Genomic DNA, 24,876 nt, shown 5'->3' with positions numbered 1-24,876 from the left:
TATTTTGGGAAAATATAAAATTGGTAATTTAGCGCTTATGAAAAGAATCTCCTTGTCGATATTAGTTGTTATTAGCTTTTTTATAGTAGGTTGTGAAACTGAAGTAGAACTAAATGATGACTATGAATTTAATTCATATGTTTTTTGTTTATTGGATCAAAACGCAGATACTCAGTTTGTACGAGTTAATAGAGCTTTTCTTGGTTCTAACAGTGCAGATGATATGGTTAAATATGAGGATTCTATTAACTATAAGTCGGGTGATTTGAATGTTGAGATAATTGATGAAGGAAATGTTATCCGGTTAGAAGGTGATTTAGTAAGTAAAGAGGCAGGATATTTTAATAATTCGGATTATATCGTTTATTATACAACTGCCCCAATTACATTTTCATCAGCAGATAAACTTTATGAACTTAGAGTGACTAATAATTTAACTGGAGAAGTAATAACTGGTAAAACATCTTTGATTGATAACTTGACATTGAACGATCCTAATCCAAACTTTGATGTTAGCTTTATTCGAAACTGTTCTGAAGAAGGATATTGTTTTGGGAGAAGTTTCACTATTAATTGGAGATCTAGTGAAAATGCTGTAAAATATGAAGTAACCTTGAGGTTGGTTTATGACGAAATTGATTTATCGACCAATGATACTATTGTGGGTAAATATTTTGATTTTTATGTAGGTGCAAATTCAAATACCAGAGCTAACTCAGGTACTGTAATGACAGTTGATTTTTCACCTGAACTATTTTATACGGTAATCGGTAGGTCAGTTGAAACACCTCCCAACACCGTAAAACGTCTTCCAAGAGTAGAAGTTTTAATTGCTGCCGCTCACGAAGATTTATCCCTCTATATTGATGCTACTAAGCCATCTAATGATATTAATCAAAATAAGCCCAGTTATTCTAATCTTAGTAATGGTATTGGTTTATTTTCTTCCAGGAATTATAGAAATGTGGCTCAAAAGCAGTTACCCTTCAACCCTCAAAGTATTCAAAAGTTAATTGAAAGTGATTTGACCAAACATTTGAACTTTAGAACCAATTAATAACTGACTATTTGTCACAAACTGCCATCCCAAAGTGACTTCTCCCCGTTGTTTTATGTCATTATTTCAATTTTAAGAAAAGATTTTCTATTGGCATAGTCATTGACTATTGTCGAAACGAAATCAATTTGAATTTTTGAAAACCGAATAAAACAATAAGTTATGAGTAAAATAATTGGAATCGACTTAGGAACAACCAACTCTTGCGTATCCGTAATGGAAGGTAACGAACCAGTTGTAATCCCTAATAGCGAAGGAAAAAGAACAACACCTTCGATTGTAGCCTTTATAGAAGGTGGAGAAAGAAAAGTAGGAGATCCTGCTAAAAGACAAGCAATCACAAACCCAACCAAGACAATCTATTCGATTAAGCGATTTATGGGTAATAAATTTAGCGAAATTGAGAAGGAAGTTGGACGTGTACCTTATAAAGTAGTAAAAGGAGATAATGACACTGCTCGAGTTGAAATAGATGACAGAAAATATACTCCTCAAGAAATTTCTGCAATGATTCTTCAAAAAATGAAGAAAACGGCAGAGGATTATCTTGGAACTACAGTTTCAGAGGCTGTTATTACTGTACCAGCATATTTTAACGATTCTCAGCGTCATGCAACGAAAGAAGCAGGAGAAATCGCTGGTTTGAAAGTGAGAAGAATCATTAACGAACCTACTGCAGCAGCATTGGCTTATGGATTAGATAAAAAAATGGATGATGTGAAAATCGTAGTTTTTGACTGTGGTGGAGGTACTCATGACGTTTCTATTCTAGAGTTAGGAGATGGCGTGTTTGAAGTGAAATCTACTGATGGTGATACTCACTTAGGTGGAGATGACTTCGACCAAGTAATCATAGATTGGTTAGCTGAAGAATTTATCAAAGACGAGTCGATCGACTTAAGAAAAGACCCAATGGCCTTGCAACGTTTGAAAGAAGCTGCTGAAAAGGCTAAGATAGAATTATCTAGTACTTCTTCAACAGAAGTTAACTTGCCATATGTTACAGCAACAGCATCTGGACCAAAGCACCTTGTAAGAACTTTATCAAGATCTAAGTTCGAGCAATTGGCAGATTCTCTAATCAAAAGAACAATTGAGCCTTGTAAGTCTGCACTGAAAGCTTCTGGACTAAGTGTTGGAGATATCGACGAAGTAATCCTAGTTGGTGGATCTACCAGAATACCAGCTATTCAAGAAGCAGTTAAAGCATTCTTCGGGAAGGAGCCTTCGAAAGGTGTAAACCCTGATGAGGTTGTTGCAATTGGAGCAGCTATTCAAGGTGGTGTATTAACAGGAGAAGTGAAAGATGTTCTTTTATTAGATGTTACTCCATTATCATTGGGTATTGAAACTATGGGTGGTGTGATGACTAAATTAATCGAAGCAAATACCACAATCCCTACGAAGAAGTCTGAAACTTTCTCTACAGCTTCTGACAACCAGCCTTCAGTTGAGATACATGTATTGCAAGGAGAACGTCCAATGGCTAGCGGAAACAAAACAATTGGTCGTTTCCACCTAGATGGTATTCCACCAGCGCAAAGAGGAGTTCCTCAAATTGAAGTAACTTTTGACATCGATTCAAATGGTATTTTGAATGTTTCTGCAAAAGATAAAGCTACAAACAAAGAGCAGTCTATTCGTATCGAAGCATCTTCAGGTTTAACTGACGAGGAAATCGAGAAGATGAAGAAGGATGCTGAAGAAAATGCGGATGCAGATGCTAAAGCAAAAGAAAAGGTAGAAAAACTGAATAAAGCAGATACTTTAATTTTCCAAACCGAGAAGCAATTGAAAGAGTTTGGTGATAAATTACCAGCTGACAAGAAGGAGCCAATTGAAGCTGCTTTGGCTGAATTGAAAAAAGCTCATGAAGCTCAAGATTTAGATGCTTTAGACCCAGCAATGGATAAGTTGAATTCAATCTTCCAAGAAGCTGCTCAAACCATGTATCAAAGTACAGGTGAAAATCCTGGAGCTGATGCAGGTCAAGGCCAAACTGCTCAGGGTGATGATGAAGTGACTGATGTTGACTTCGAAGAAGTGACTGAAGAGAAAAAATAATTCTTTTTAGATATATACTAGGGCCTATTTCATACGAAATAGGCCCTTTTTAATTTAAGCCAAAACAAAATAGCTTTTCATCTGCTTTAGTTTAAATTTGAGTACTATTAAAAACAAGCTTTGAATTTAGAGTCTACATACGATTTTGCAATTATTGGAGCAGGTGCAGCAGGAATGAACCTTGCACTATCTTTTGCTAATGAACCTTTTTTTGACAACAAAAGAATCCTAATTCTAGATTCTAATATTGGGAAGGAGGTTAATAAAAAGTGGAGTTTTTGGCAGCAAGAACCATTTGAATACCCCGATTCAATTGAAAAGCAATGGAAGTTCACACAATTTAAATCAGAAAATCTTGAGCGGAGAATTGCACTGAACGACTATACTTATTATACGATCGATGCATCTAAATTTTTAAACTCAGCTTATCAGAGCTTAAAAACAAAACCTCAATTTTCATTTGAATTGTCTGAAGTTCAGGAGATCATTGAGATTTCATCAGGAATTAGAATAAGAACAAGTTCAAATGAGTTCGTTGCTTCACACGTTTTCGATAGTCGGGTACCAGAGGATTTTTTTAAGGAACATAAATTCACTCATTTAAAGCAGCATTTTAAAGGATGGATTGTTGAGACTGAACAGGCTGTATTTGACGATTCTTCATTTGCCATGATGGATTTTTCTGTTAACTATCAGAACAGTTGTAGTTTTATGTATGTGTTGCCTTTCTCTGCCAATCGAGCATTATTGGAGTTTACCTTTTTTAATTCCACTTTGGTGAGAGACGAGGTATATGATTTAGCCATTCAAAACTATTTAGAGGAAAATATAGAGTGTCAACAATATAAAATCATTGAAACGGAACAAGGAGTAATTCCTATGAGTGATTACCCATTTGAGAAACATCATTTGCCAAATGTTACGCTAATAGGAACGGCTGGTGGATGGGTGAAACCATCTACAGGTTATTCTTTTAAAACTTCAATGAAGTTTGCAGAAGCGATGACACAGCGAATCATTCACCATCAACCATTAAATGAAGTGCCATGGAAGAAGAGAGGTCGATGGTATGACGCTATCTTTTTAGAGGTGCTTAGACAAGAAAATGAAAGTGGCTCCAAACTTTTTGAAACCATGTATACACGAAATTCGATTGATCTTATTTTTAGGTTTTTGGACGAGGAAAGTAACTTAATTGATGAGTTGAAAATTATACTTTCCTTTCCGCCAATCCCATTCTTGAAGGCTTTATTCCGAGTGCTTTTTAGATAATTTTTTAGCGACCCAAAAACCTGTAGAGAAACAACCTTGTAGTAAGAAACCGCCAGTTGGGGCGTCCCAATCCAACATTTCACCCATTACAAATACATTGGAATTAGACTTTAGAGAAAAGTCATCTTCAATTGCATCAAAGCTGATTCCTCCAACAGTTGAAATGGCTTCCTCAACTGGACGAAGCCCCTTAATTGGAATGGAAAGGTTTTTCACTATTTCAGCGGCTTTTTCTACCGAAAGGAAACTCTCTTTGTCTGAATATGCTTTAAATAGAGCTATTTGAGAGGTGTTTAATTGCCAACATCTTTTATATTCCTTCGCGTTTGATGCTTTGTGAATCAATTCTTCAATAGTATTTTGAGGTTTCAAATCAATAAGAATCTCTAATGATAATTTTTTATGGATAAGCTCTCTAATTAGAGCAGAAATAGGATAAATTACATTGCCTTCTAACCCGTATTTGGTGATAACAGCTTCTCCTTTTAGCGTCGTTCCATTACAACTGACAGCAATGTTTTTTAAAGGTTTTCCTTCATGGGCTTCTAAAATGGACGAAGGCCAGTTTATTTCGATTCCACAGTTAGACGCTTGAAAGGGCACAGTTGTAACCCCTTTTTTATTGATCCAGTCGATCCAATTACCATCGCTTCCAGTTTTGCTCCATGAAGCACCACCTAATGCTAAAATTAGAAAATCTACTTTCCTTTCTTTTTGATTTTTAAATTGCAGAGACAAATCAGTGTCGAAATCAATTAATTCGAAGCCCGTATGGATTTTCACACCTTTTTCCAATAATGTGTATTCAATCCGTCTTAATACCTCTACCGGTTTTATACCTTCTTCAGGAAATACTCTACCACTGGTTCCTTCATAAGTTGGAATATATAGCTGAGCCAACCACATTCTTAAAGATTTATTAGTGAAGGCAGCAAGTGCACTGACTAACTTTGGTTCAGGAGTATATTTAAATGGTAACTCCTTTGGAGATATTGCATTGGTTAGATTAAATCCACCCTTACCTGCCACTAGAAACTTTCTTCCTATTGTTTTCTCTTTCTCATAAATATGAACTTCGAACTGCTCACTTAGAAAGAATGCAGCGATTAATGCTGATGGTCCTCCTCCGATTATAGCTACCTTTTTCTTCACACTACAAACTTAGAAAAACTATAGTTTATACCCTTCTTGTAGCAATCGCTTTTTATTATTTTAAACTTAAGTTTGTAACTCAATTATAGAGGTTGAATTATGTCGATAGAAAATCCATTAATTTTAGTAACAAACGATGATGGAATCACTGCTCCAGGGATTTTAACATTGATTGAAACGGCTAAAAAAATAACCAATAATATTGTTGTTGTAGCTCCCGATAAACCACAAAGTGGAATGGGACATGCCATCACGATGAATTCGATGCTACGAATAGTGCCTGCTCCAATTGAGGGAGTAAAGGCTTTTAGTTGTTCGGGCACTCCAGTCGATTGTGTTAAAATAGCGATGGCAAAAGTGTTGGAATCCAAACCTGACTTAATCATTTCAGGAATTAATCATGGTTCTAATTCATCTATTAATGTAATATATAGCGGAACGATGTCAGCTGCAGTAGAAGGTGCCATTGAAGGTATTCCTTCCATAGGTTTTTCATTGTGCGATCATAGTATTGACGCTGATTTTATACCTGCAACAGCATATATTGAGCGAATCATCAAGTTCGCCTTAGCTAACCCAATGAAAAAACACACCTGCTGGAATGTTAATTTTCCGGCTCTTACTTCAGACTTAATTCGTGGGATTAAAGTATGTCGTCAAGCTAATGCAGTTTGGGAGGAGGAATTTGACGAACGTCATGATCCATCAGGTAAACCTTATTATTGGTTAAGTGGTAAATTTGTCAATCATGAGCCGAACAATGAGGATACTGATGAATGGGCCTTAGCAAATGGTTTTGTTAGCATCGTTCCTGTTCAGTATGACGTAACTGCTTACAAATCGATTGATCAATTAAAAGAGTTGGAAAATGAGGGATAAACTAGATACGATACTGTTTGGAATAATTGTGGGACTAATATTACCACTTCTTGTTTTAGGCGGATTTTACCTCTCGACATATGCATATCTTCAAGTTCCTGATTTTTTAAGAAAGTTGGCATTTGCAGAAACAATGGTGAAAATTTTGAGTTTGTGTGCTATTTCCAACATGGGAATATTCTTTTTATTTTATTACAAAGAAATGGACAAAGCTGCTAGAGGTGTTGTATTTTCTACCTTCTTATATGCTTTTGGTGTGGTGGTTTATAAACTAGTTAATGGAACACTTTAAATGAAGTATTATATAATTGCTGGAGAAGCTTCGGGAGATTTACATGGCTCTAACTTGATGAAAGAGTTAAAGAAAAAAGACGCGAATGCTGAATTTCGTTTTTGGGGTGGTGATTTGATGCAGGAGCAAGGTGGTACTCTCGTAAAACACTATAGAGACTTAGCATTTATGGGGTTTATTGAGGTGGTAATGAATTTAAGAACCATTTTGAAGAATATTGACCACTGTAAACAAGATATTGTCAAATTTCAGCCTGATTGTGTGATTTTGATTGATTATCCTGGATTTAATCTACGTATTGCTGAGTACGTTAAGGCATTAAATACAAAGGTGTTCTATTATATCTCTCCACAAATTTGGGCTTGGAAACAAAATCGAGTTCACAAGATTAAAAAAGTGGTAGACAAGATGTTTGTTATTTTACCATTCGAAAAGGATTTTTATAAGAAGTTTGAAGTAGAGGTTGATTTTGTAGGTCACCCATTGATTGATGCTATTGAGAATGAGCGAAAAGAACAACCAACCTTCGAGGATTTTTTAAGGACAAATGATTTGACAAAAAAGCCAATTATTGCTCTTTTACCCGGAAGTAGAAAGCAAGAAATCTCAACGATGTTGCCAATTATGTTGAGTGTCGTCAAGGATTATCCAAATCACCAATTTGTAATTGCAGGAGCTCCGTCTCAAGATGAAAGTCTTTACAGACCATTTTTAAAAGATAATTCAATCTCTGTCATTTTTGGGAAAACATATGATATACTGCAGCAATCTGAAGCGGCGTTAGTAACTTCTGGTACAGCAACATTAGAAACGGCGCTATTTCAAGTGCCTGAAGTGGTTTGTTATAAGGGGAGTTTTGTCTCTTATCACATTGCAAAGCAGTTAATAAAGGTGAAGTATATTTCCTTGGTTAACTTAATTATGGATCGAGAAGTGGTAAAAGAATTGATACAAGGAGAACTTAACACCAAGATGTTGAAAGAAGAATTAGGTAAGGTATTGATAGGTGGAGAAAAGAGGAATAAATTGCAAGCAGATTACAAAGAGCTAATTGAGCTTCTTGGTGGTGTAGGAGCGTCGGAATTGACTGCTCGATTAATGCTAGAAAACTTACAATAATTGAAGTCGCTGATTTGCATTCTCTTCTTGTTTTTTAACACCTTATTGATTCATGCTGAATTGATCAATATTGGCATTTTTGCAGATTATTCCGTGAGTCATTTTGAGTTTAATCCACGTGCAGGTAGCTATACTATATTCACAGAAAAGGGCCGTTTAAAAGAAATTAATTCACAAGATATTGTTGTAGTTAAGTATGTAGACACCCATATTCAATTGATTCAAAATAACCGTGTGGTTGGGAGTTTTAGCAAAGTAAACTTTATTGGAACAGGGTGGTATAATCATTTTAAAATTTCAATAAAGTCTCCAATCGTAAAGGATACGCGATATGATGACAATTTAAAAATCCAATTGACTAATAAAGGTCTTCAGTTGGTCAACAATATTGACTTAGATAACTATATTGCAGGTGTTGTTGAAGCTGAGGTTGGTAGAAAACCAGTAGAGGAGTATCATAAACTACAAGCAATCATTTGCCGGACTTATGCTTTAGCTAATTTAAACAAGCACTACGCTGATGGGTATAACTTATGCGATCGAGTTCATTGTCAAGCATATCATGGAAAGACATTTTTTGAACAAATCACCAAAGCAAGTCTGAGTACCAGAGGTATCGTTATTGTAGATAGCGACATCGATTTGATTACTGCTGCATTTCACAGTAATTGCGGAGGACAAACTGTAAAATCAGGAGATGTGTGGAGTAAAAATTTGTACTACTTAGACGTTGTAAAGGACACTTTTTGCATTAAAACATCTAATGCCTTCTGGGAAAAGGAAATTGCGAAGGACAGCTGGTATAACTACGTTATGTCAAAGGCGCCAAAGGTTTCGCGAGAAGATTTACGAAAGGATTTTAACCAGACCACCAGAGCATTAAGCTACATGAATCAATCAATGTTACCTGTTGAAGATATTCGATATGACTGGAAACTACGTTCTACTTTTTTTTCAGTGTACAATAGAGGCGATAAAGTGGTTTTGAAAGGAAGAGGATACGGCCATGGTGTTGGGCTTTGCCAACAAGGTGCAATGGAAATGGCACGTCTTGGATTTTCCTATTCAGATATTCTTCACAAGTATTATAAAGGGGTTCATCTAATCAATCTTTCTGCATTAGAGTTCTTTAGAGAAGATTAATTTATTAACTTGTCTGCTATTAAATTCAAATAGCAGTGTTTCATTGGGGAAAAATTCCATTAGTTCGGTTGTTCTTTGCGTTTGCATTGGGTATAGTTTGTTGTGATAATTTTTACATCGAATTCAATGTAGTACTCAGTATTGCATTGATATTCGTTCCCCTACTTTTACTTTCCTTAAGATTAAAGTTCAGCTATTATAATAGATGGATTCCTGGACTATTTTATTTAATGTCTTCTTTTATCGGAGGGTATTTTGCAAGTGCTTTTCATACTCAAAACATTTATTTGTTTTCAGAGGAGGATAACAACATCTATTATGCACAGATAATAGACCATCCTTTAGAAAAGGAAAATTCAGTGCAAGCTATCGCAAATATTATTTCTTCAGAAGGGGATGCCGGTAGATTTATTAACAATGATGTTCTAGTATACCTGGAGAAGGATCGTGCGGCATTGGAATTAGAAGTTGGGGATAAAATCTATTTTCGTTCGCAATTTCAATCGATACAAGGGCGTAAAAATCCTGCTACATTCGATTATGCTAACTTTATGAAAAGAAAGTATATTTATCAACAAACCTACCTTTCCTCTGAAAACTGGTCAAATGCAGAAGTCGGAACATACTTTTCTCCCATCATTATCGCTAAAAAAGTTCAGCGTCAAGTTAAATACATTTTTGAAAAATATCTAAAGAAAAAAGAAGCACTGGCAATAGTGAGCGCGTTGGTTGTAGGAGATAAATCTGAGTTGGAGGTAGAACTAAAACAAGGCTTTTCTATTGCTGGTGCGATGCACGTATTAGCAGTTTCGGGTTTACATGTAGGAATAATTTATAAGGTGTTGGAATTTTTGTTCAACCTCTTATTTAAGAATAAAAAATATCAGCGTCTCCAAGCAATTATAATTCTCATATTCTTATGGAGTTACGCTTTTATTACTGGATTATCACCCTCAGTATTAAGAGCGGTTTGGATGTTTTCATTTATAGTTATTGCTAACCTGAAGTTAAATCATCCAAATGTGTACAATACTTTGGCGGCTTCAGCATTTTTTATCTTAGTTATGAATCCTAACTATCTATTTCATGTTGGCTTTCAACTATCTTATATTGCAGTGTTAGGCATTGTTTCCATTTATCCATTACTATTTAAGCTTTTAAAAACCAATAATAGAATCTGGAATTCTGTTTGGGGATTGACTGTCGTTTCTTTTGCGGCACAAATCTCAACTTTCCCAATCGCTCTTTATTATTTTCATCAATTTCCTACCTATTTTTTATTATCTAACTATTTAGCAATTCCTATGGCATTTATGCTTTTAGTAGGTGGTTTGCTGTTAATTGTAGTTCATTTTCTATCTTCTGAATTGGCAAAAGGTTGTGGTTGGTTGATTGACCATTTGGGCGACTTTTTGGCATATGGCATCAATAATATAAGTTCATTACCATATGCTTCTATAGATCGTTTATGGATTGACTCTTTACAACTTTTTCTAATTTATTTCATCCTATTTTTTATGATTTGTGCTTTTCAGTTGTATTGGAAAAAGGGAATTTTTATAAGTTTAACTTTAGTTGTACTGCTTTTTACCTCATTCTTATACAAATCGTATCGTTCATTTAATCAGGAGAATGTTATTTTTTACTCGATTCGAGAAGCAAATGTCATCGCACTTGTCAGATCTGATGAGGCTTTTTTATATTCAGATGTAGATAGCATAAAGAATTCGTCAGATTGGAATTATTCCATTCAGCCGGTTTTAGATAGTCTTGGCGTATCTAGATATTATATCAATTCTCCCAATTTATTAGATTGGGTATACGCTGATAAGATAAGTGGTAATAGTATCGTAATTAGTGATTTTAGCTCTATTATTATACATGAAAATGAATTGCTATTCAACTACTTTTTGGACAATGAATTTGAACAAATAATTGATTTAAAATACAATAATCAGGTATTTAAGAACGCAAAGATGATATACCTTTCTTCAAATTTAAAACCATGGGATGCCAGAAATTGGGAAGTCAATCTAAATATGACTCATTCACTGTTAGAAAAAGGAGTAATTATAACGAGATAATCCCATTTGTCAATCCCTTTACAAAACCCTTTCGTAAATAAATTGTTAATTTAGGGTCGCTTTATATTAAGCAATTACACATACATAGTTTAATTATATGAATAATAAGTTTTTAACTCTATTCTTCCTTTTTGTTTTATCCATTACATTGTCAGCAAACACCTTAACAGGTGCAGATGCTCAAGCTAAAATAAACGGAGCAGTAGAAATAAGGTATACCGCTAAAACAGAAGCACCAGCGTATATCAGATTTAATGATTTTAGTCAACCATCTGACACTCAATTAGAGTCTATCTTAAAAATTATTTTTAAGAGAAGTCCTGGTACTACATTTAAACTCCTAAAGACAGAAGGAGATGGTCTTGGTTATACTCACGCCACCTATCAGCAATTTTACAAAGGTGTTAAAGTTGAACATGCTAGATACATTGTTCACTCAAAAAATGGCAGAATAGAGTCAATTAATGGATTTGCATTAATGTTATCTAATTATAATTTGAATACTTCTCTATCAGAAAAGAGAGGATTACTTTTTGCATTAAACCATATCGGGGCTAATCGATACAAATGGGAAGTTGAAGAAGAGGAAAGGCATCTTAAAATAATTATGAATGATGCAGATGCCACTTATTACCCAAGCGGGGAATTGGTAATTATTCCTCATCATATTGATTATGAAAAGAAGGACTATAGAACGGCTTGGAAATTTAATATTTACGCCCACGAACCTATGTCAAGAGCTGAATATTATATTGATGCTACAAGTGGTGAATTGATTTTTATGAATGGTCAAATTCATACTGGCGATTCTAAAGGTACAGCTAATACAGCTTATAGTGGCACAAGAGTAATCACTACCGACAGTACGGCAGTAAACAGTTTCAGGTTAAGAGAAGCAGAACGTGGAAATGGGATTATTACATTAGATTGCAATACCGGAACTTCATATGGATCAGCTGTTGACTTTTTAGACACTGATAATGTTTGGAATAATGTGAATGCGCAGCAAGACGAATATGCAACAGATGCGCACTGGGGAGCTGAGCAAACCTATGATTACTTTTTGAATATTCACAATAGAAATAGTATTGATGGAAATGGTTTTGCCTTATATAGTTATGTGCATTATGATCAAAATTATGCCAATGCTTTTTGGGATGGTCAACGTATGACTTATGGAGATGGGAATCCTAATTCAAGCTTAAATTCACCTTTAACAGCTATTGATATTGCGGGTCATGAAATTGCTCATGGACTAACCTCTAATACAGCGGACCTTATTTACCAAAGAGAATCCGGCGCGTTAAATGAGTCATTCTCTGATATTTTTGGTACTGCGATTGAATTTTATGCGCGTCCTACTAATGCAGATTGGTTAATAGGAGACGATTTAGGAAATGCCATTCGAAGTATGGTAAATCCTAATGCGTTTGGTGATCCAGATACTTATGGAGGAAATTCTTGGACGAATCCTAATTGTGGTACTCCTCTTCAATCAAATGATTATTGTGGAGTGCATTCCAATAGTGGGGTTCAAAATTTTTGGTTTTATTTGTTAACAAACGGAGGAACTGGAACGAATGATTTATCCAATAACTACTCCGTGAATGGATTAGGAATTGATACTGCTAGTAAAATCGCATTTAGAACTTTAACAGTGTATTTATCACAAAATTCTGATTTTGCAGATGCAAGGTTTTATTCTATTCGTTCTGCAATAGATTTATATGGAGCTTGTTCACGTCAAGTGGAATCTGTAACCAACGCATGGTATGCAGTTGGTGTTGGTAATGCTTATCAACCAGGAGTCCTTTCTGACTTTAACTCTACAGATACATCTTCTTGTATTGCACCACACCGAGTTGTTTTTCAAAACAACAGTAATAATGGTTCTAGTTTTATTTGGAGATTTGGTGATGGTACTTCTTCTACAGCCTACAACCCTGTAAAAAATTATACTTCAATTGGAAACTTTGATGTTACATTAATAACCGACGGAGGAACTTGTGGAATCGATTCCATAGTGAAATTGGGTTATATTTCAGTTGATACCATGAACCTATGTAATACTAAATTAACTAATGGAGTAAACGTAACTCAAACTGGTTGTAGTGGGAAGCTATTTGACTCAGGTGGTTCTTCTGCAAATTATGAGGATAATACCAATTCTACAATAACTATTGCACCTACAGGAGCAAGTGCTGTTCGTTTAGATTTTATCAATTTTGATGTGGAGGCCGGACAAGGAAATTCGTGTAATTATGATTATTTAGAAGTTTTTGATGGCCCTTCAGTAAATAACCCTAGTTTAGGGGTTTTCTGTAATAATAATATTCCAACGACTATAACCTCAACAAGAAGTGCAATTACTTTAAGGTTTATTACTGATGTAGGTCAAACTGAGGGAGGATTTGAAATTAATTGGACGTGTATTTTACCAACAGCAGCACCAACCACAAGTTTTTATGTGAGTGAGGATACAACTTGCTCAGGAAGCGTTCAATTCTTTGATTATTCATTAAATGGTCCATCAACATGGGCGTGGGATTTTGGTGATGGAACTCAATCTACTCAGCAAAATCCAAATAAAGCATATACTACTAATGGAGTTTATAATGTTAAATTAGTTACTTCCAATTCATTTGGTACAGACTCAACTGTAAGAAATTCATATGTAACCGTAAGGCGTCCTAGAGTCACCAACTTTAAGTCTGATACGGCTTGTCCAAATGGAGCTGCAGTGATTTCAGTAACGGGTACTGGAACAATTAATTGGTATGATGCTTCCTCTGGAGGAAATTTGGTTGGTACCGGAAATCCTTTTACTGCTCCATTGGTAACTAATGATGTCACCTATTACGCAGAGGCAACTAGTTCTGCTGGAAGAGTATCTGTAGGTCCAAAAAACAACTCATTTGGAACGGGAGCTTCATTCGCAGGAAATCAGCATCTAAATTTTACTGCTTTAAAAGCTTTTAAATTGAAATCAGTTCTTGTTTATGCTGATGGAGCAGGGAACAGAACTATCCAGTTAAGAAATAGTAATGGAGCTATTTTAGAAAGTAAAGTTGTTAACATTCCTAATGGAACACAACGAGTAACTTTAGATTTTGATGTTCCAGTAGGGGTTGATTATCAGTTAGGTGTGGCGTTAAATTCAAATCCTAATTTATTTAGGAATAACGCTGGTGCAAAGTATCCCTACGATAACGGAATAGTTAGTATTACTAGCAATAGTGCTTCGGGAGCTGCGTTAGATTACTATTATTTCTTCTATGATTGGGAAGTACAAGAAGTTTGTAAGTTTTCAAGAATACCGGTAACAGCTTATTACGATCCTAATTGTATAGCGACTTCAATTGTAGCTAATACGAATAGCCTTTCAATGAAATTGATGCCTAATCCAACGAATGGTGATGTCAAGGTTTATATGAACTTAAACATGACGATGCAAGCAAATGTTTTTATTACGAATATTAATGGTCAATTAGTTAAGAAAATCCATAATGGAACTATAAATGCCGGTAAAAGTACCATAAGTGTTAGCACTGATACTTTTGAGAAAGGAATTTATTTTGTTTCTTTTCAAAGTGAAAACATAAATAGAGTTATGAAATTAGTGGTAATTGATTAATACAATTTAATCTTTATTTATAGAATAGAAGCGTCTTGCAATAATTTTGTAAGACGCTTTTGTTTTTTATACAAATATAAATCTGACTATATTTATCAAGTGAAAGAAATAGAGATTAATAAATACAATTGGGAAGTCATATATACATCGGAAGAAAGATCCATTGTGGATAATTTAGCTGAGGGGAAAATCATTAGGTGTTTTATTGAAGATGAATGGCTTTGTTTAACAAAGTACGATGATGAAATTTATGCGTTTAAAGATAAATGTCCACATGCCGGTGCTTCATTATTTCGCTCAGAATGTAAGGACGGGAAGGTGGTATGTCCAATCCATAGGTATGGATTTGATCTCAAAACTGGAAGAGGACACGGACTTTATTTAGAAAATTACCCTGTTATATTGCATGATGACAAGTATTGGATAGGTTTCAAAAAGAATTTTTTAGGATTTTGATTCGGTCAGTTCTCACATATTTATTAGGTATGACAATTACATTAAATTGTTATTGTCAAGACTCTACTGCTATTAATAAGAAGCGATTAAAAGCGGTAATCCTAACCGAATCTGTTTTGTATGTTGGAGTATTGGCAGGCCTAAGTACTCAATGGTATGCAGATAATGAACAAGGGAATTTTCATTTCTTTAATGATAATCGCCAATGGTTGCAAATGGACAAGGTAGGTCATTTAGCATCGGCTTATCAAACAGGAAAGTTAGGGATTGATGTATTAAAATGGAGTGGAGTAAATCAAAAAAAGGCGGCATATTATGGCGGTGTACTGGGATTAGCATTTCTGAGTGGGGTAGAGGTTTTAGATGGTTTTTCGTCCAAGTGGGGTTTTTCTTGGGGGGATATGGCTGCAAACACTCTCGGAGCCTCTTTAGCGATTAGTCAAGAATTATTATTCCATAAGCAAATTGCGATTGTGAAATTTTCCTATCATTCCACAGAATTTCCTGAGTATCGACCTGAGACTTTGGGAGAAAATGCTACTGCTTCAATTCTAAAGGATTATAACGGACAAACATACTGGATATCTTTGAATTTAAAGGATGTTACACATCTAACTTATATTCCCGAATGGTTAAGTGTAAGTGGGGGGTATAGTGCCACAGGAATGTTTGGAGGTGGAAGTAACCCAACAATAAACGCAGCAGGTAACTCTATACCATTGGTTAATCGATATCGACAGTATTATTTGTCATTAGATATTGATTTGGAGCGAATTCCTACGAAATCAAAAGTATTGAAAACCGCTTTTAGAACACTTAATTTTATCAAAATTCCTATGCCTACCCTTCGTTTTCAAGAGGAGAAGGGCATAACATTTTATCCTATTTATTTTTAGATTACTCCTTGATCGATTAAAATTTTTGTTTTAAGAACACCTGCAACAGTTAGACTGTCTGTCATATCTCCATTCATTACAGATTTATAGAGTTGATTGAAAGGAACTTTTTTGATAACTAATTCCTCATCTATTTCAGGTGAAGACTCTTGAAAGCTCAATCCTTTTGCAATGTAAATTAATCCATATTCATCACTGACTGAATTACTAAGGTGCATGCGCAGAATTAATTCATAGTTTTCAGCCACAATACCTGCTTCTTCTGCCAATTCTCTCTTTGCAGATTCTATTGGGTCTACGCCAATCTGACCACCACCTTCTATTATTTCCCAGCTATAAAGGTCAATAGGGAATCGATGTTGACCTACAATCCACGTATTGTATTCTTCATCTAATGGAATTATACCGATGGCAATATTTTTAAAATGAATCTCACCATAAATTCCTTCTGCATTACCTGGATTAATAACGCTATGCTCAGTCACATTGATCCAAGCATTGTCATAGATTTCTTTTGATGATTTTATTTTCCAAGATCCTCTTTGTTTCATAAGAATATTTTCATCTGAAGCAAATGAATTCGATATTTGCAGTTCAGAAAAGATAAATAATGATTTTTACTGTTGGCGATAAAGTTAGGTTATTGAATGAAGTTGGAGAAGGGATTATTGTTGAAATTATTTCACCTTCGCAAATAATGGTAGAAACCGATATGGGTATGGAATTACCTTTTTCCGAAGATGACTTATTAAAGTTAAATGAAGATAATACGGTAACCTACAAAAAGAGAGAAGCAGTAATTGAAAGTAAGTCGTTAAAGCAATCTAAAAAAAAGTTCACCTCTTCTATTCCTTATAATAGTGATGTTCGCAAAAATCACGCACCATTTGAAATTGACTTGCACATAGAGGAACTTGTGGAAGAACCGAAGAAATTAACTCCTGGCGAGATGTTAGAGACTCAAATTCGACATTTTAGAGATTGTATCAACGAAGCTATTGCCTTTAAGATTTCAAAATTAGTAGTGATTCATGGTGTAGGTGAAGGGATTTTAAGGCAGAATATAAGAACCATCTTAAGAGACAATTACCCCAATATAGAGTATATGGATGCCAATACACGAAAGTATGGTTTTGGTGCCACTGAAATAACGATCAGAAATCTTCATAAATAATGTAGTTTTGCAGAGCAAACTATTCTATCGCTCTATTAGAAATAATTAGAGAGGAAAGTCCGGGCAACAAAGAGCACCGCACCTTAGAGAAACTAAGGGCATGCTTTCGAAATAAAGCATGACAGAAAGTGCAACAGAAAGTAGACCGTCTCGTTTCGGCGAGTTAAGGGTGAAACGGTGAGGTAAGAGCTCACCAGTATTATCAGTAATGGTGATAGCTAGGTAAACCTTGCGGGTTGAAAAGTCAAATAAACCGGGGCTTGAGGGTTGCTCGCCTGATCCCGGAGGGTAGACCGATTAGATAAATGATAGAAGTCCATTTAGGTGGAAACAGAACCCGGCTTATAGGTTTGTTTTATTAAAAAAGCCCTTCCTGCACATGCGGGAAGGGCTTTTAATTTTAAAGAAAGCGGAATCTATTCGACAATCAGTTTTTCAACTTTTACACCATTTTCATTTATTAATCTAACAAAGTAAACACCCTTTTCAACATTAATGCTGATGTCTTTACTTAAAGATCCATTAATTATTAGGTTTTCAGAATGAACAATTTGACCGTTTATGTTTACAATATCTAAAGTAGAATGGTTTGCATTTACTCCTGATATACTCAATTTAAACTGTCCTTTGTTCGGATTCGGATAGAAGTTGATAGTTGAACCAGTCTCATCCTTTTGAACAATTCCTGTTATTGTTAAGCACGACGTAGTGTCAATATCAGAGAATCGCATTGGGAAAATTTGATATCCACTTGTATAAGGATTTGAACTGTCAAATTGACCACCAATTCCTTTTAATGAACAAATCGTGTCTCCTGCAACAAGAGCTCTTCCTGCCACAGACAAACTATCATTTACGTCTGTATCGGCATCCACTCTAATTGTTATAGTATCAGTTCCATTTGTTGCGGTCATATTGTATGAACCACTTCCGCTAGGAGTAATTACTACAAAATCTCTCACTTCAATTAGTTGTGATTCAGTAGCCTCACTCAATGAGGTTACCAATTGATGTGGAGGTAGAGATCTTCCTGTGGCAATAATTCGAATTGAATCAGGTGATAATTCTGTCAATCCATTGAATTGAAGAATTCCACCTCTCACCATAATAGAATCACCTTCATTAACCACATAATTACTCACATCGTTAAAGTTGAAAATATTGATTCCTTGTGGAGATGATCCAACCTGATCGATTATAGTAAATGACAACCCTGCATTACCATCCAAGTCAACACCTGCAACTGTACCTGAAGTCCAACAGTTAACACCTATTGAGTCAGCTACACCTGTTATAGGATCCACGGTATTAATAGTACCAATAGGGTAGTATGGAAGTGTTGCAACAGGAGGGGCTTTATCGTAGATTTTCACATTATCAAATGCAAAACCCTCAGCAAATACAGATCCATCAGAAATAAACAATACTCTAATTTGTACAGAAGGCAATCCTCCCATACCATCAATAGCATGTTTTGCAGTAATCCAGCCTTGGCTACCTAAAGTAGCATCACCTGTCCAAGATTGACCGGTTGGGTCTACCGCCGCAACTGCATCAGCCGTATCATTATACCAATTAACTGTATCACCTTGTGCTCCTACAGTGCTCCAAGTCACACCTTGATCACTAGAGGCCTGAATTAATGCTCCATCCCATTGAAATTCGATGTCATAGAAAATATCTAACTCCAAGTATGGATTTGCTACTGATGTAAAATCGAAGCAAGGACTATTTACATATGCAAATTCAGAGGCACCATAATTACCTGTCAGATTTGTTACCCAAGCTTGCGTTCCGTTTGAAGCAGTATCAATAAGGGAGCCTGTAGGCGTTCCTAGAGCCCATGAAGAGTTAACTCCACCTGCTATCCAACCACCAGCGTTAGTTTCAAAACTTTCACTATATGGGAATGTGCTTACAGAAGTTAAACTAATCACTGTTTTGGTCATAGTGTCATTTGACATATCATAGTCATTTGCTAAAGAAGTATACGCATCAATTACATAAGTTCCACCTGCACTTAAGTTTGCAGGAGTAGTGAAGGTATAGTTTGCTGATGTATTTGGAGCAATTGTACCCGTATACGTTTCAGGAGTTATTGATACTCCATTTACAGCGTAACCAACTGAGAAATTGCTTTGTGCAACTGCACCTAAATTGGCAATTGTCATTTCTACGGTACTTGTCGCACTTAAGCCACAACCACTGTTAGGATTTACAACTGCAGTTACAGCTAAGTTATCAGCAGGAGCTTCTTTAATAGAAACATCATCTATAGCTTGATCTCCTAAATACATAGTCACAGTGTTTGAACCACTTGAAGCTCTAAATCTAACTTTAACATCATTGGTATTGTATTTAAAGTTCGTTAAATCGTAACCAAACGACTTCCAACCATTCGTTCCTTGCTGTATGGAATCAATGGCCACAAATGAAGTACCATTGAAAGCTTCAACATATAATTTATTGATTGGAGTATAACCCGTTCCACACATTACAAAGTAAAACTCTAAATATGGGTTAGTTAAAGTAGATACATCTACCACAGGCATTTCAAGAACTACATCGGTAACGCCTGAACCAGAGAAGTCTAGCGCTGCGAAACTTCCAGAATTTCCTGTGTGATCAGTTGGTACGAATGAACAACCAAGTGTGTTCCAACTAAACCCTGGTCCACCAAATACCCATGGTCCATCTAATACTGCAGACTGCGACCAACATATAGGCGTAGTATTCCCGTCAAATGTTTGGGTATAAGGAGCAGTAAAAGTAGCACAGCTCGTTGTAAATGTAGAAACAGAAGACCATGCACTAGTATCTGTTCCACCGCATAGTGAACGAACATACCAATCATACGTCGTAGCAGCAGCCAATCCGCTAACTGTAACTGAATCTGAAGCAACAACCATTTGTGTTCCTTGTCCTGCTGTGAATCCTACTGGCCCATAACTGTATTGGTAATTAGGAGCAGCAGAAGCATTAGGGTCAGTCCAACTAAAGTCAGCTGAGGTTGCTGTTATCACCGAAGTAAATAAAGTAGTTGGAGCCAAACAGAGTGGGGTTTGTCTTACTGAGATATTATCAAAAGAAAAACCGTCTGAAGCAGTTGGAGAAGTTGCAGGAAAGTTATCTTCCTGACCAAATCGTACTTGGAAAGTAGAGGAAACGGTTTGACCTGCAGCCGTTAATACAGCATCTATATCAATAGGTCCAACACTTGCGTATGCACCTGTAGACGGTCTATTCGCATATAAATCATATACTCCAACCCATGAATCTGATTGACTACCACGAATCCAAACACTATCATTTGCTTGATTTTCCTCTCCGTGATTTGCGTAATCAAACAATAACTCTAAATCAGTTGCAGAGCTGTAGGCAGCAATATCCAATGTTAGAATTAGGTCGTTCGCAATAACAGCTGAAGTTGTAATCGCATCAAGAGTAATTGCACCAGAACCTGATGAAGCTAATACAGCAGCAGTTCCGTATCTAGCTCTTCCATTTGGATCGTTAGATAATATGTACCAAGTATAATCTGGATTACAAATAATATTTGCAGGACCAGTCGCAGTATCATTTAAATTTTCCCATCCTTCGATAAATGGCAGAGTAGTTGCTGATGAAGGCCCACATGTTTGGAATAAAGTAGAAAAAGTGGTTGCACTTGTCCAAGCGCTTGAATCACTACTCCCACATATTGCACGCACATAAAAATCATAGCTAGTGTTTGATGTCAATCCATTTATGATCATAAAAGTATCGACATTAACAATAGTTGAAATTCCTGAACCTAATGTGAAACCAGTAATTCCAAATTGAACTTCCCATTTAGTTGCATTTCCACCTTCAACCCATGAAACAATGGCACTATCTGTTCCAATAGCAGAAGCAGAAGCCATACTTGGTTGAATACATGCAGGAGGAACAAATTCAATTGCTCCAAGGTCTGGTGTTGCAGTTCTTGCAACTCCATAGAAATCAGTAGGGACACCTAAATTAGTACCCATATTATTAATTAATGGATTACCTGGAGTTAAATCAGATACATTGCTTACAAATAATGGGTCAACATCTAAACTATTTAATCCATAACTAGAGGCTTGCCAGTCAGCTAATGAAGACTTATTTCCACCTGTGTAACCATAATATTGAGCTCCTGTTCCAGAGCTATTTACATAGATGTCGTTGTAGTCAGAAATAATGCTAGACGTCGATGTGTTAAAGTACAATCCATGTTTTACTCCTGAACCACCTTTGGTAATAGAAATAATGTTGTTTTGGACAAGGACGCCAGTTGCCGCAGTAGTTTGGTAAACACCTCTTGTTGTACCACCTGTTGCATTAGGATCATCTAAAGAAACAGTGTTGTGAACATAATATTGGTAATCACTACCAGAGTTATAGATCGCATATGTAGTACCGTTGCTATTGATGTTATAAATTAAATTGTTAACAAATATATTTGGTCCGCTAGCTGGGGCATCGTTAGCTGAATTATAGATAACATAGGAAAGTCCGGTAAGGCTTGAAGCTGAGGTGTGTGAGTCATGAAATGCATTTGCATTTATAGTATCTCTTTCACATCCTCCTGTGGTATACAAACCATAAAAAGAACTAACTGAAATTTTACTTGCTCTGTTGACATCATTTCCTTCAATATATGAAGCGGAAACATCATCTAAAGCAATTCCATAGATATAAAAATTACTAATTTGATTGTTAATAATTCTAATATTGCTATCCATAGCAGAAGAGCTAGCTCCATTAAATCGCATTCCATAATACATCCCTGCTCCAGAGCCTCCATCAAAGGTTGAATTTGCAATTGTAATGTAGTTAGATCCTGCACCACCTGTAGTAGATGTTACACTAGAACTACTAATTGCGCCACCAGAATTTGAAGAGCTTGTACTAGTAATTGAACTCAAATCAAAGTTACAAGAGTCAATAAATATGTTAGAAGCCCCGTTTGTAAAGTGAACTCCATATCCATAAGTAGTGCTTAAACTTGTTATATTTAAATTTCTAACGGTAATGTATTCCGAACCATCGAAACCAAGTTGTCTATAATCGCCTGAAACAGCTTCGTAGTTGATAGTATTGTTATTTCCATTAATCGTCACTGAATTTGTTGCAGAAACACCTGGGATTGTATTGAAAATAACTTGCTCGTTATATGGTCCAGAACCTGCAACAACATTCACAGTTACTTGACCCGCAACACCAAAGTGATTAATTACAGCAGTAAAGTCAGTAAAGTTTTGGAAATTAGTTCCATTTGTACTCATTGAAGAATCAATAGTATAAATACCTGAAAGCGGCATTCCAACTGTAAATGTAAATGGTCCAACTAATTGACTTGAGTCTGAAGCTCCACAGATAGATCGAACATAATAATCATAACTATTATTTGTATTTAACCCTGTTAGGGTAAATGGATTTCCGACCAAGCCAGTTTGAGTACCAGTTCCTGGTGTAAAACCTGGAGCCCCATATTCAACACGCCAAGTAGTGGCAGAACCATTTTCAGTCCAACTTAAATCTGCGCTTGTATTTGAAGCAATTAAAGCAGATAAATTGGTTGGGTCAGGACAAGATGGAGCCTCGATTATCGAAACATCATCAATAGCCATATCACCATAGTATTGCACTCCACCGCCATCTTCGGCTCTAAATCTTAATTTAACTTGGTTAGTATTTATAATTGCTGAGCTAACAACAAATTCAAAGAGTTCCCAACCTGTGGTTCCTTGCTGAATGGTAGTAACAATATTCCAATTGGTGCCATCATACGCTTCAATAAAAAGAACATTTAGTGGTGAATATCCTTGGCCACACATTTGAAAGTAAAAACTAAGCATCGGGTTGTTCAAGGCAGAAACATCTATTGTAGGCAACTCCAATACTACACCTGCATCAGGTACAGAAAAATCTAAAGCTGCATAATTTCCACTATTTCCTGTATGGTCAGCTGGTGTTGAACTAGGGCAACCTGAGTTATTCCATGAAAATCCTGGTGTTCCAAATACCCATCCAGAACCTGTTACTTGATATCTTGACCAACAATTCGGTACCGTGGTATTATCAAAACTTTCTGTAAATGGCGCCAAAATTGGTGCACATGGAGTATTGAAAGTGGAAACTGAAGTCCAACCACTGGTATCGTTTGATCCACATATCGCTCTTACATACCAATTGTATGTGCTCTGAGCTGATAAAGCCATTATTGTAGTGAAGGTATCCGTATTTACAATAACAGAATTTCCAGTTCCTAAAGTAAAACCTGCAGTATCCCACTCTATTTCCCATTGAGTAGCAAAACCATTCTCAACCCAATTTAAAGTTGCACTTGTAGCGCTTAAACCTGTTTCCGCTGCAGGAGAGGGAGTTAAGCATGCAGGGGGAGCGGTTAAATTTAATTCGAAGTCAACTGTAGAACCATAATTAACAATTCCGCAAGAAGGAGGACTTGTTACTCCCCATTGAGCTCTTATTCTCATACGGTATGTACCTACAGGTGCCATAGCGGGCATGGTTACTGAAATAGTATGAGCAGAAGCTCCTGATGAATTACCAATAATCTCACCTGCATCGTCAAAGTCCAAATCGTTGTTCCAATCTACCCAAATATTTACGCCATTATTACCACCAACATAATTAGTATTGACATCAAACGTAGCTCCTTGGAATGAAGAAAAAAGTTGAGAAGTTTCATTTGAATATGCCCCTGAAGGCTGACTAGAAGCAGTATAAGAAATATTTTGTGAAGCACCTACACTAGTAATTGATGAAATATAATCTCCTGATGAAGAACCTACAGCACAATAGCCTGTAAAGAACGAAGAGTTACTAAACACACTTGAATCTGTAGGTGAGCAAAGGGCTTTTACTTTCCAATCATAACCGGTTTCTGCGGTAAGTCCTGTAATCAATAAAAAAGTATCAGAAACGACTACCATAGAATTTCTTGCTGTACCAGCAGCATATCCTGCAGTGTCCCATTCAACTCTCCATGAAGTTGCTGTTCCATTTTCAATCCAACTTACACCTGCTGAATTGGAAGTCAAACTATACGTAGATGAGTTAGCCATAGGAGCAAGACAACTAGGAGCTGCACCTACAGTAACATCGTCTATTGTCACTCCACGACCATAACCAGAAGTGCCTTCAAATGCGATATAATAATCGTTTGAAGGAGCAGGTAATGGAAGAACTCGCTCTATCCATGAAAGCTGTGCATTTGTATAACTAGCTAGAAGTGTCCATGTGCCAGCAGCTGAGGTTTTATAAAATACTCTCAAAGAATCTTGATCGCCTGACCAATCAACTTGAGTATGAAAAAACCGTAATTCCGGAGAGGAGGTAGTTGAAATGTCAAATGAAGGAGTAATCAATAACGTTTGGTCGTCGTTATAATTTCCTGAATAAAAATAGGCCATATTACTACCCGTTCGGGCAGAAACCGTTGAATTGTTATTATTGGCACTTGCCACCCAGCTTGCATTACCAGATATAGTATCCAGTGTCCATCCTGTGGGAGGAAAAGTACCTTCGAAGCCTTCATTTAATACTTGACCATACATAATGATGGAAAGAATAAATGCTGAAATCAATAAGGATAATTTCTTCATAAATAAAAGTTTAATAAATA

At 36.1% G+C, this 24,876-nt stretch carries 15 protein-coding genes and 1 other RNA gene; 13 read left to right on the top strand and 3 right to left on the bottom strand.

All coding sequences use genetic code 11. The features are described 5' to 3' along the window. Nucleotides 1–37: 37 nt before the first annotated feature. The 3 genes from GQN54_RS09055 (at nucleotide 38) to GQN54_RS09045 (ending at nucleotide 4,393) form a co-directional block, all read left to right on the top strand. Nucleotides 38–1,057 carry a DUF4249 family protein gene (locus GQN54_RS09055; protein WP_160633223.1) on the top strand — a complete coding sequence of 340 codons (1,020 nt, stop codon included), beginning with the start codon at nucleotides 38–40 and terminating at the stop codon, nucleotides 1,055–1,057. A gap of 162 nt (nucleotides 1,058–1,219) precedes the next feature. Continuing rightward, nucleotides 1,220–3,121 carry a molecular chaperone DnaK gene (dnaK, locus tag GQN54_RS09050; RefSeq protein WP_160633222.1) on the top strand — a complete coding sequence of 634 codons (1,902 nt, stop codon included), beginning with the start codon at nucleotides 1,220–1,222 and terminating at the stop codon, nucleotides 3,119–3,121. A gap of 120 nt (nucleotides 3,122–3,241) precedes the next feature. After that, complete coding sequence (locus GQN54_RS09045) at nucleotides 3,242–4,393, top strand: lycopene cyclase family protein (protein ID WP_160633221.1); 1,152 nt, start codon at nucleotides 3,242–3,244, stop codon at nucleotides 4,391–4,393. On the opposite strand, the gene GQN54_RS09040 is transcribed toward GQN54_RS09045, so the two are convergent. Further along, nucleotides 4,370–5,545 (bottom strand): BaiN/RdsA family NAD(P)/FAD-dependent oxidoreductase, encoded by a 1,176-nt coding sequence (locus tag GQN54_RS09040; RefSeq protein ID WP_160633220.1) that lies wholly within the window; start codon nucleotides 5,543–5,545, stop codon nucleotides 4,370–4,372. The two genes, GQN54_RS09045 and GQN54_RS09040, sit on opposite strands and share 24 nt — an antisense overlap. Nucleotides 5,546–5,644: 99 nt before the next feature. Between GQN54_RS09040 and surE the strand changes: the two genes are divergently transcribed. The 8 genes from surE to GQN54_RS09000 all read left to right on the top strand — a co-directional run bounded on the left by surE (nucleotide 5,645) and on the right by GQN54_RS09000 (nucleotide 16,048). Next, the gene (gene surE / locus GQN54_RS09035; protein ID WP_160633219.1) at nucleotides 5,645–6,424 is read left to right on the top strand and encodes a 5'/3'-nucleotidase SurE; all 780 of its coding nucleotides are present in this window, start codon (nucleotides 5,645–5,647) and stop codon (nucleotides 6,422–6,424) included. Further along, nucleotides 6,414–6,716, top strand: coding sequence for a hypothetical protein (locus GQN54_RS09030; protein ID WP_160633218.1), 303 nt, complete (start codon nucleotides 6,414–6,416; stop codon nucleotides 6,714–6,716). The genes surE and GQN54_RS09030 overlap by 11 nt, the downstream gene beginning before the upstream one ends. After that, nucleotides 6,717–7,835 carry a lipid-A-disaccharide synthase gene (gene lpxB, locus GQN54_RS09025; protein ID WP_160633217.1) on the top strand — a complete coding sequence of 373 codons (1,119 nt, stop codon included), beginning with the start codon at nucleotides 6,717–6,719 and terminating at the stop codon, nucleotides 7,833–7,835. Continuing rightward, the gene (locus GQN54_RS09020) at nucleotides 7,836–8,978 is read left to right on the top strand and encodes a SpoIID/LytB domain-containing protein (protein WP_160633216.1); all 1,143 of its coding nucleotides are present in this window, start codon (nucleotides 7,836–7,838) and stop codon (nucleotides 8,976–8,978) included. It abuts the gene before it with no gap. Nucleotides 8,979–9,013: 35 nt separating this feature from the next. Continuing rightward, nucleotides 9,014–11,062: a ComEC/Rec2 family competence protein gene (locus tag GQN54_RS09015; protein ID WP_160633215.1), complete on the top strand. Its 2,049-nt coding sequence runs from the start codon at nucleotides 9,014–9,016 to the stop codon at nucleotides 11,060–11,062. Between the two features lie 97 nt (nucleotides 11,063–11,159). Continuing rightward, nucleotides 11,160–14,696, top strand: a complete 3,537-nt coding sequence (locus GQN54_RS09010) for a M4 family metallopeptidase (RefSeq protein ID WP_160633214.1) — start codon at nucleotides 11,160–11,162, stop codon at nucleotides 14,694–14,696. 99 nt (nucleotides 14,697–14,795) lie between these two features. After that, nucleotides 14,796–15,152 (top strand): Rieske (2Fe-2S) protein, encoded by a 357-nt coding sequence (locus GQN54_RS15440; RefSeq protein ID WP_160633213.1) that lies wholly within the window; start codon nucleotides 14,796–14,798, stop codon nucleotides 15,150–15,152. A 29-nt stretch (nucleotides 15,153–15,181) separates the two neighbouring features. Further along, nucleotides 15,182–16,048 carry a DUF2279 domain-containing protein gene (locus tag GQN54_RS09000; RefSeq protein ID WP_160633212.1) on the top strand — a complete coding sequence of 289 codons (867 nt, stop codon included), beginning with the start codon at nucleotides 15,182–15,184 and terminating at the stop codon, nucleotides 16,046–16,048. Here the strand turns inward: GQN54_RS09000 and GQN54_RS08995 are convergent. After that, nucleotides 16,045–16,599: an NUDIX domain-containing protein gene (locus GQN54_RS08995; protein ID WP_160633211.1), complete on the bottom strand. Its 555-nt coding sequence runs from the start codon at nucleotides 16,597–16,599 to the stop codon at nucleotides 16,045–16,047. The two genes, GQN54_RS09000 and GQN54_RS08995, sit on opposite strands and share 4 nt — an antisense overlap. A gap of 59 nt (nucleotides 16,600–16,658) precedes the next feature. On the opposite strand from GQN54_RS08995, the gene GQN54_RS08990 reads away from it, so the two are divergent. Beyond that, nucleotides 16,659–17,222: a Smr/MutS family protein gene (locus GQN54_RS08990; protein ID WP_160633210.1), complete on the top strand. Its 564-nt coding sequence runs from the start codon at nucleotides 16,659–16,661 to the stop codon at nucleotides 17,220–17,222. Nucleotides 17,223–17,233: 11 nt separating this feature from the next. Continuing rightward, nucleotides 17,234–17,583, top strand: an RNA gene (gene rnpB / locus GQN54_RS08985) — RNase P RNA component class A. Nucleotides 17,584–17,638: 55 nt separating this feature from the next. Here rnpB and GQN54_RS08980 read toward each other — a convergent pair. Continuing rightward, nucleotides 17,639–24,856: a GEVED domain-containing protein gene (locus GQN54_RS08980; protein ID WP_160633209.1), complete on the bottom strand. Its 7,218-nt coding sequence runs from the start codon at nucleotides 24,854–24,856 to the stop codon at nucleotides 17,639–17,641. Nucleotides 24,857–24,876 lie beyond the last annotated feature (20 nt).

Source organism: Acidiluteibacter ferrifornacis, assembly GCF_009909615.1.
Classification (GTDB): domain Bacteria; phylum Bacteroidota; class Bacteroidia; order Flavobacteriales_E; family Vicingaceae; genus Acidiluteibacter; species Acidiluteibacter ferrifornacis.
This window is presented reverse-complemented; position numbering and strand designations above follow the sequence as displayed.

Bases quoted from the DNA above. Each gene is read 5' to 3' on its own strand.
- GQN54_RS09055 (WP_160633223.1), top strand. From the start codon at position 38: ATGAAAAGAATCTCCTTGTCGATATTAGTTGTTATTAGCTTTTTTATA.
- dnaK (WP_160633222.1), top strand. From the start codon at position 1,220: ATGAGTAAAATAATTGGAATCGACTTAGGAACAACCAACTCTTGCGTA.
- surE (WP_160633219.1), top strand. From the start codon at position 5,645: ATGTCGATAGAAAATCCATTAATTTTAGTAACAAACGATGATGGAATC.
- GQN54_RS09030 (WP_160633218.1), top strand. From the start codon at position 6,414: ATGAGGGATAAACTAGATACGATACTGTTTGGAATAATTGTGGGACTA.
- lpxB (WP_160633217.1), top strand. From the start codon at position 6,717: ATGAAGTATTATATAATTGCTGGAGAAGCTTCGGGAGATTTACATGGC.
- GQN54_RS09010 (WP_160633214.1), top strand. From the start codon at position 11,160: ATGAATAATAAGTTTTTAACTCTATTCTTCCTTTTTGTTTTATCCATT.
- GQN54_RS09000 (WP_160633212.1), top strand. From the start codon at position 15,182: ATGACAATTACATTAAATTGTTATTGTCAAGACTCTACTGCTATTAAT.
- GQN54_RS08995 (WP_160633211.1), bottom strand. From the start codon at position 16,599: ATGAAACAAAGAGGATCTTGGAAAATAAAATCATCAAAAGAAATCTAT.
- GQN54_RS08990 (WP_160633210.1), top strand. From the start codon at position 16,659: ATGATTTTTACTGTTGGCGATAAAGTTAGGTTATTGAATGAAGTTGGA.
- GQN54_RS08980 (WP_160633209.1), bottom strand. From the start codon at position 24,856: ATGAAGAAATTATCCTTATTGATTTCAGCATTTATTCTTTCCATCATT.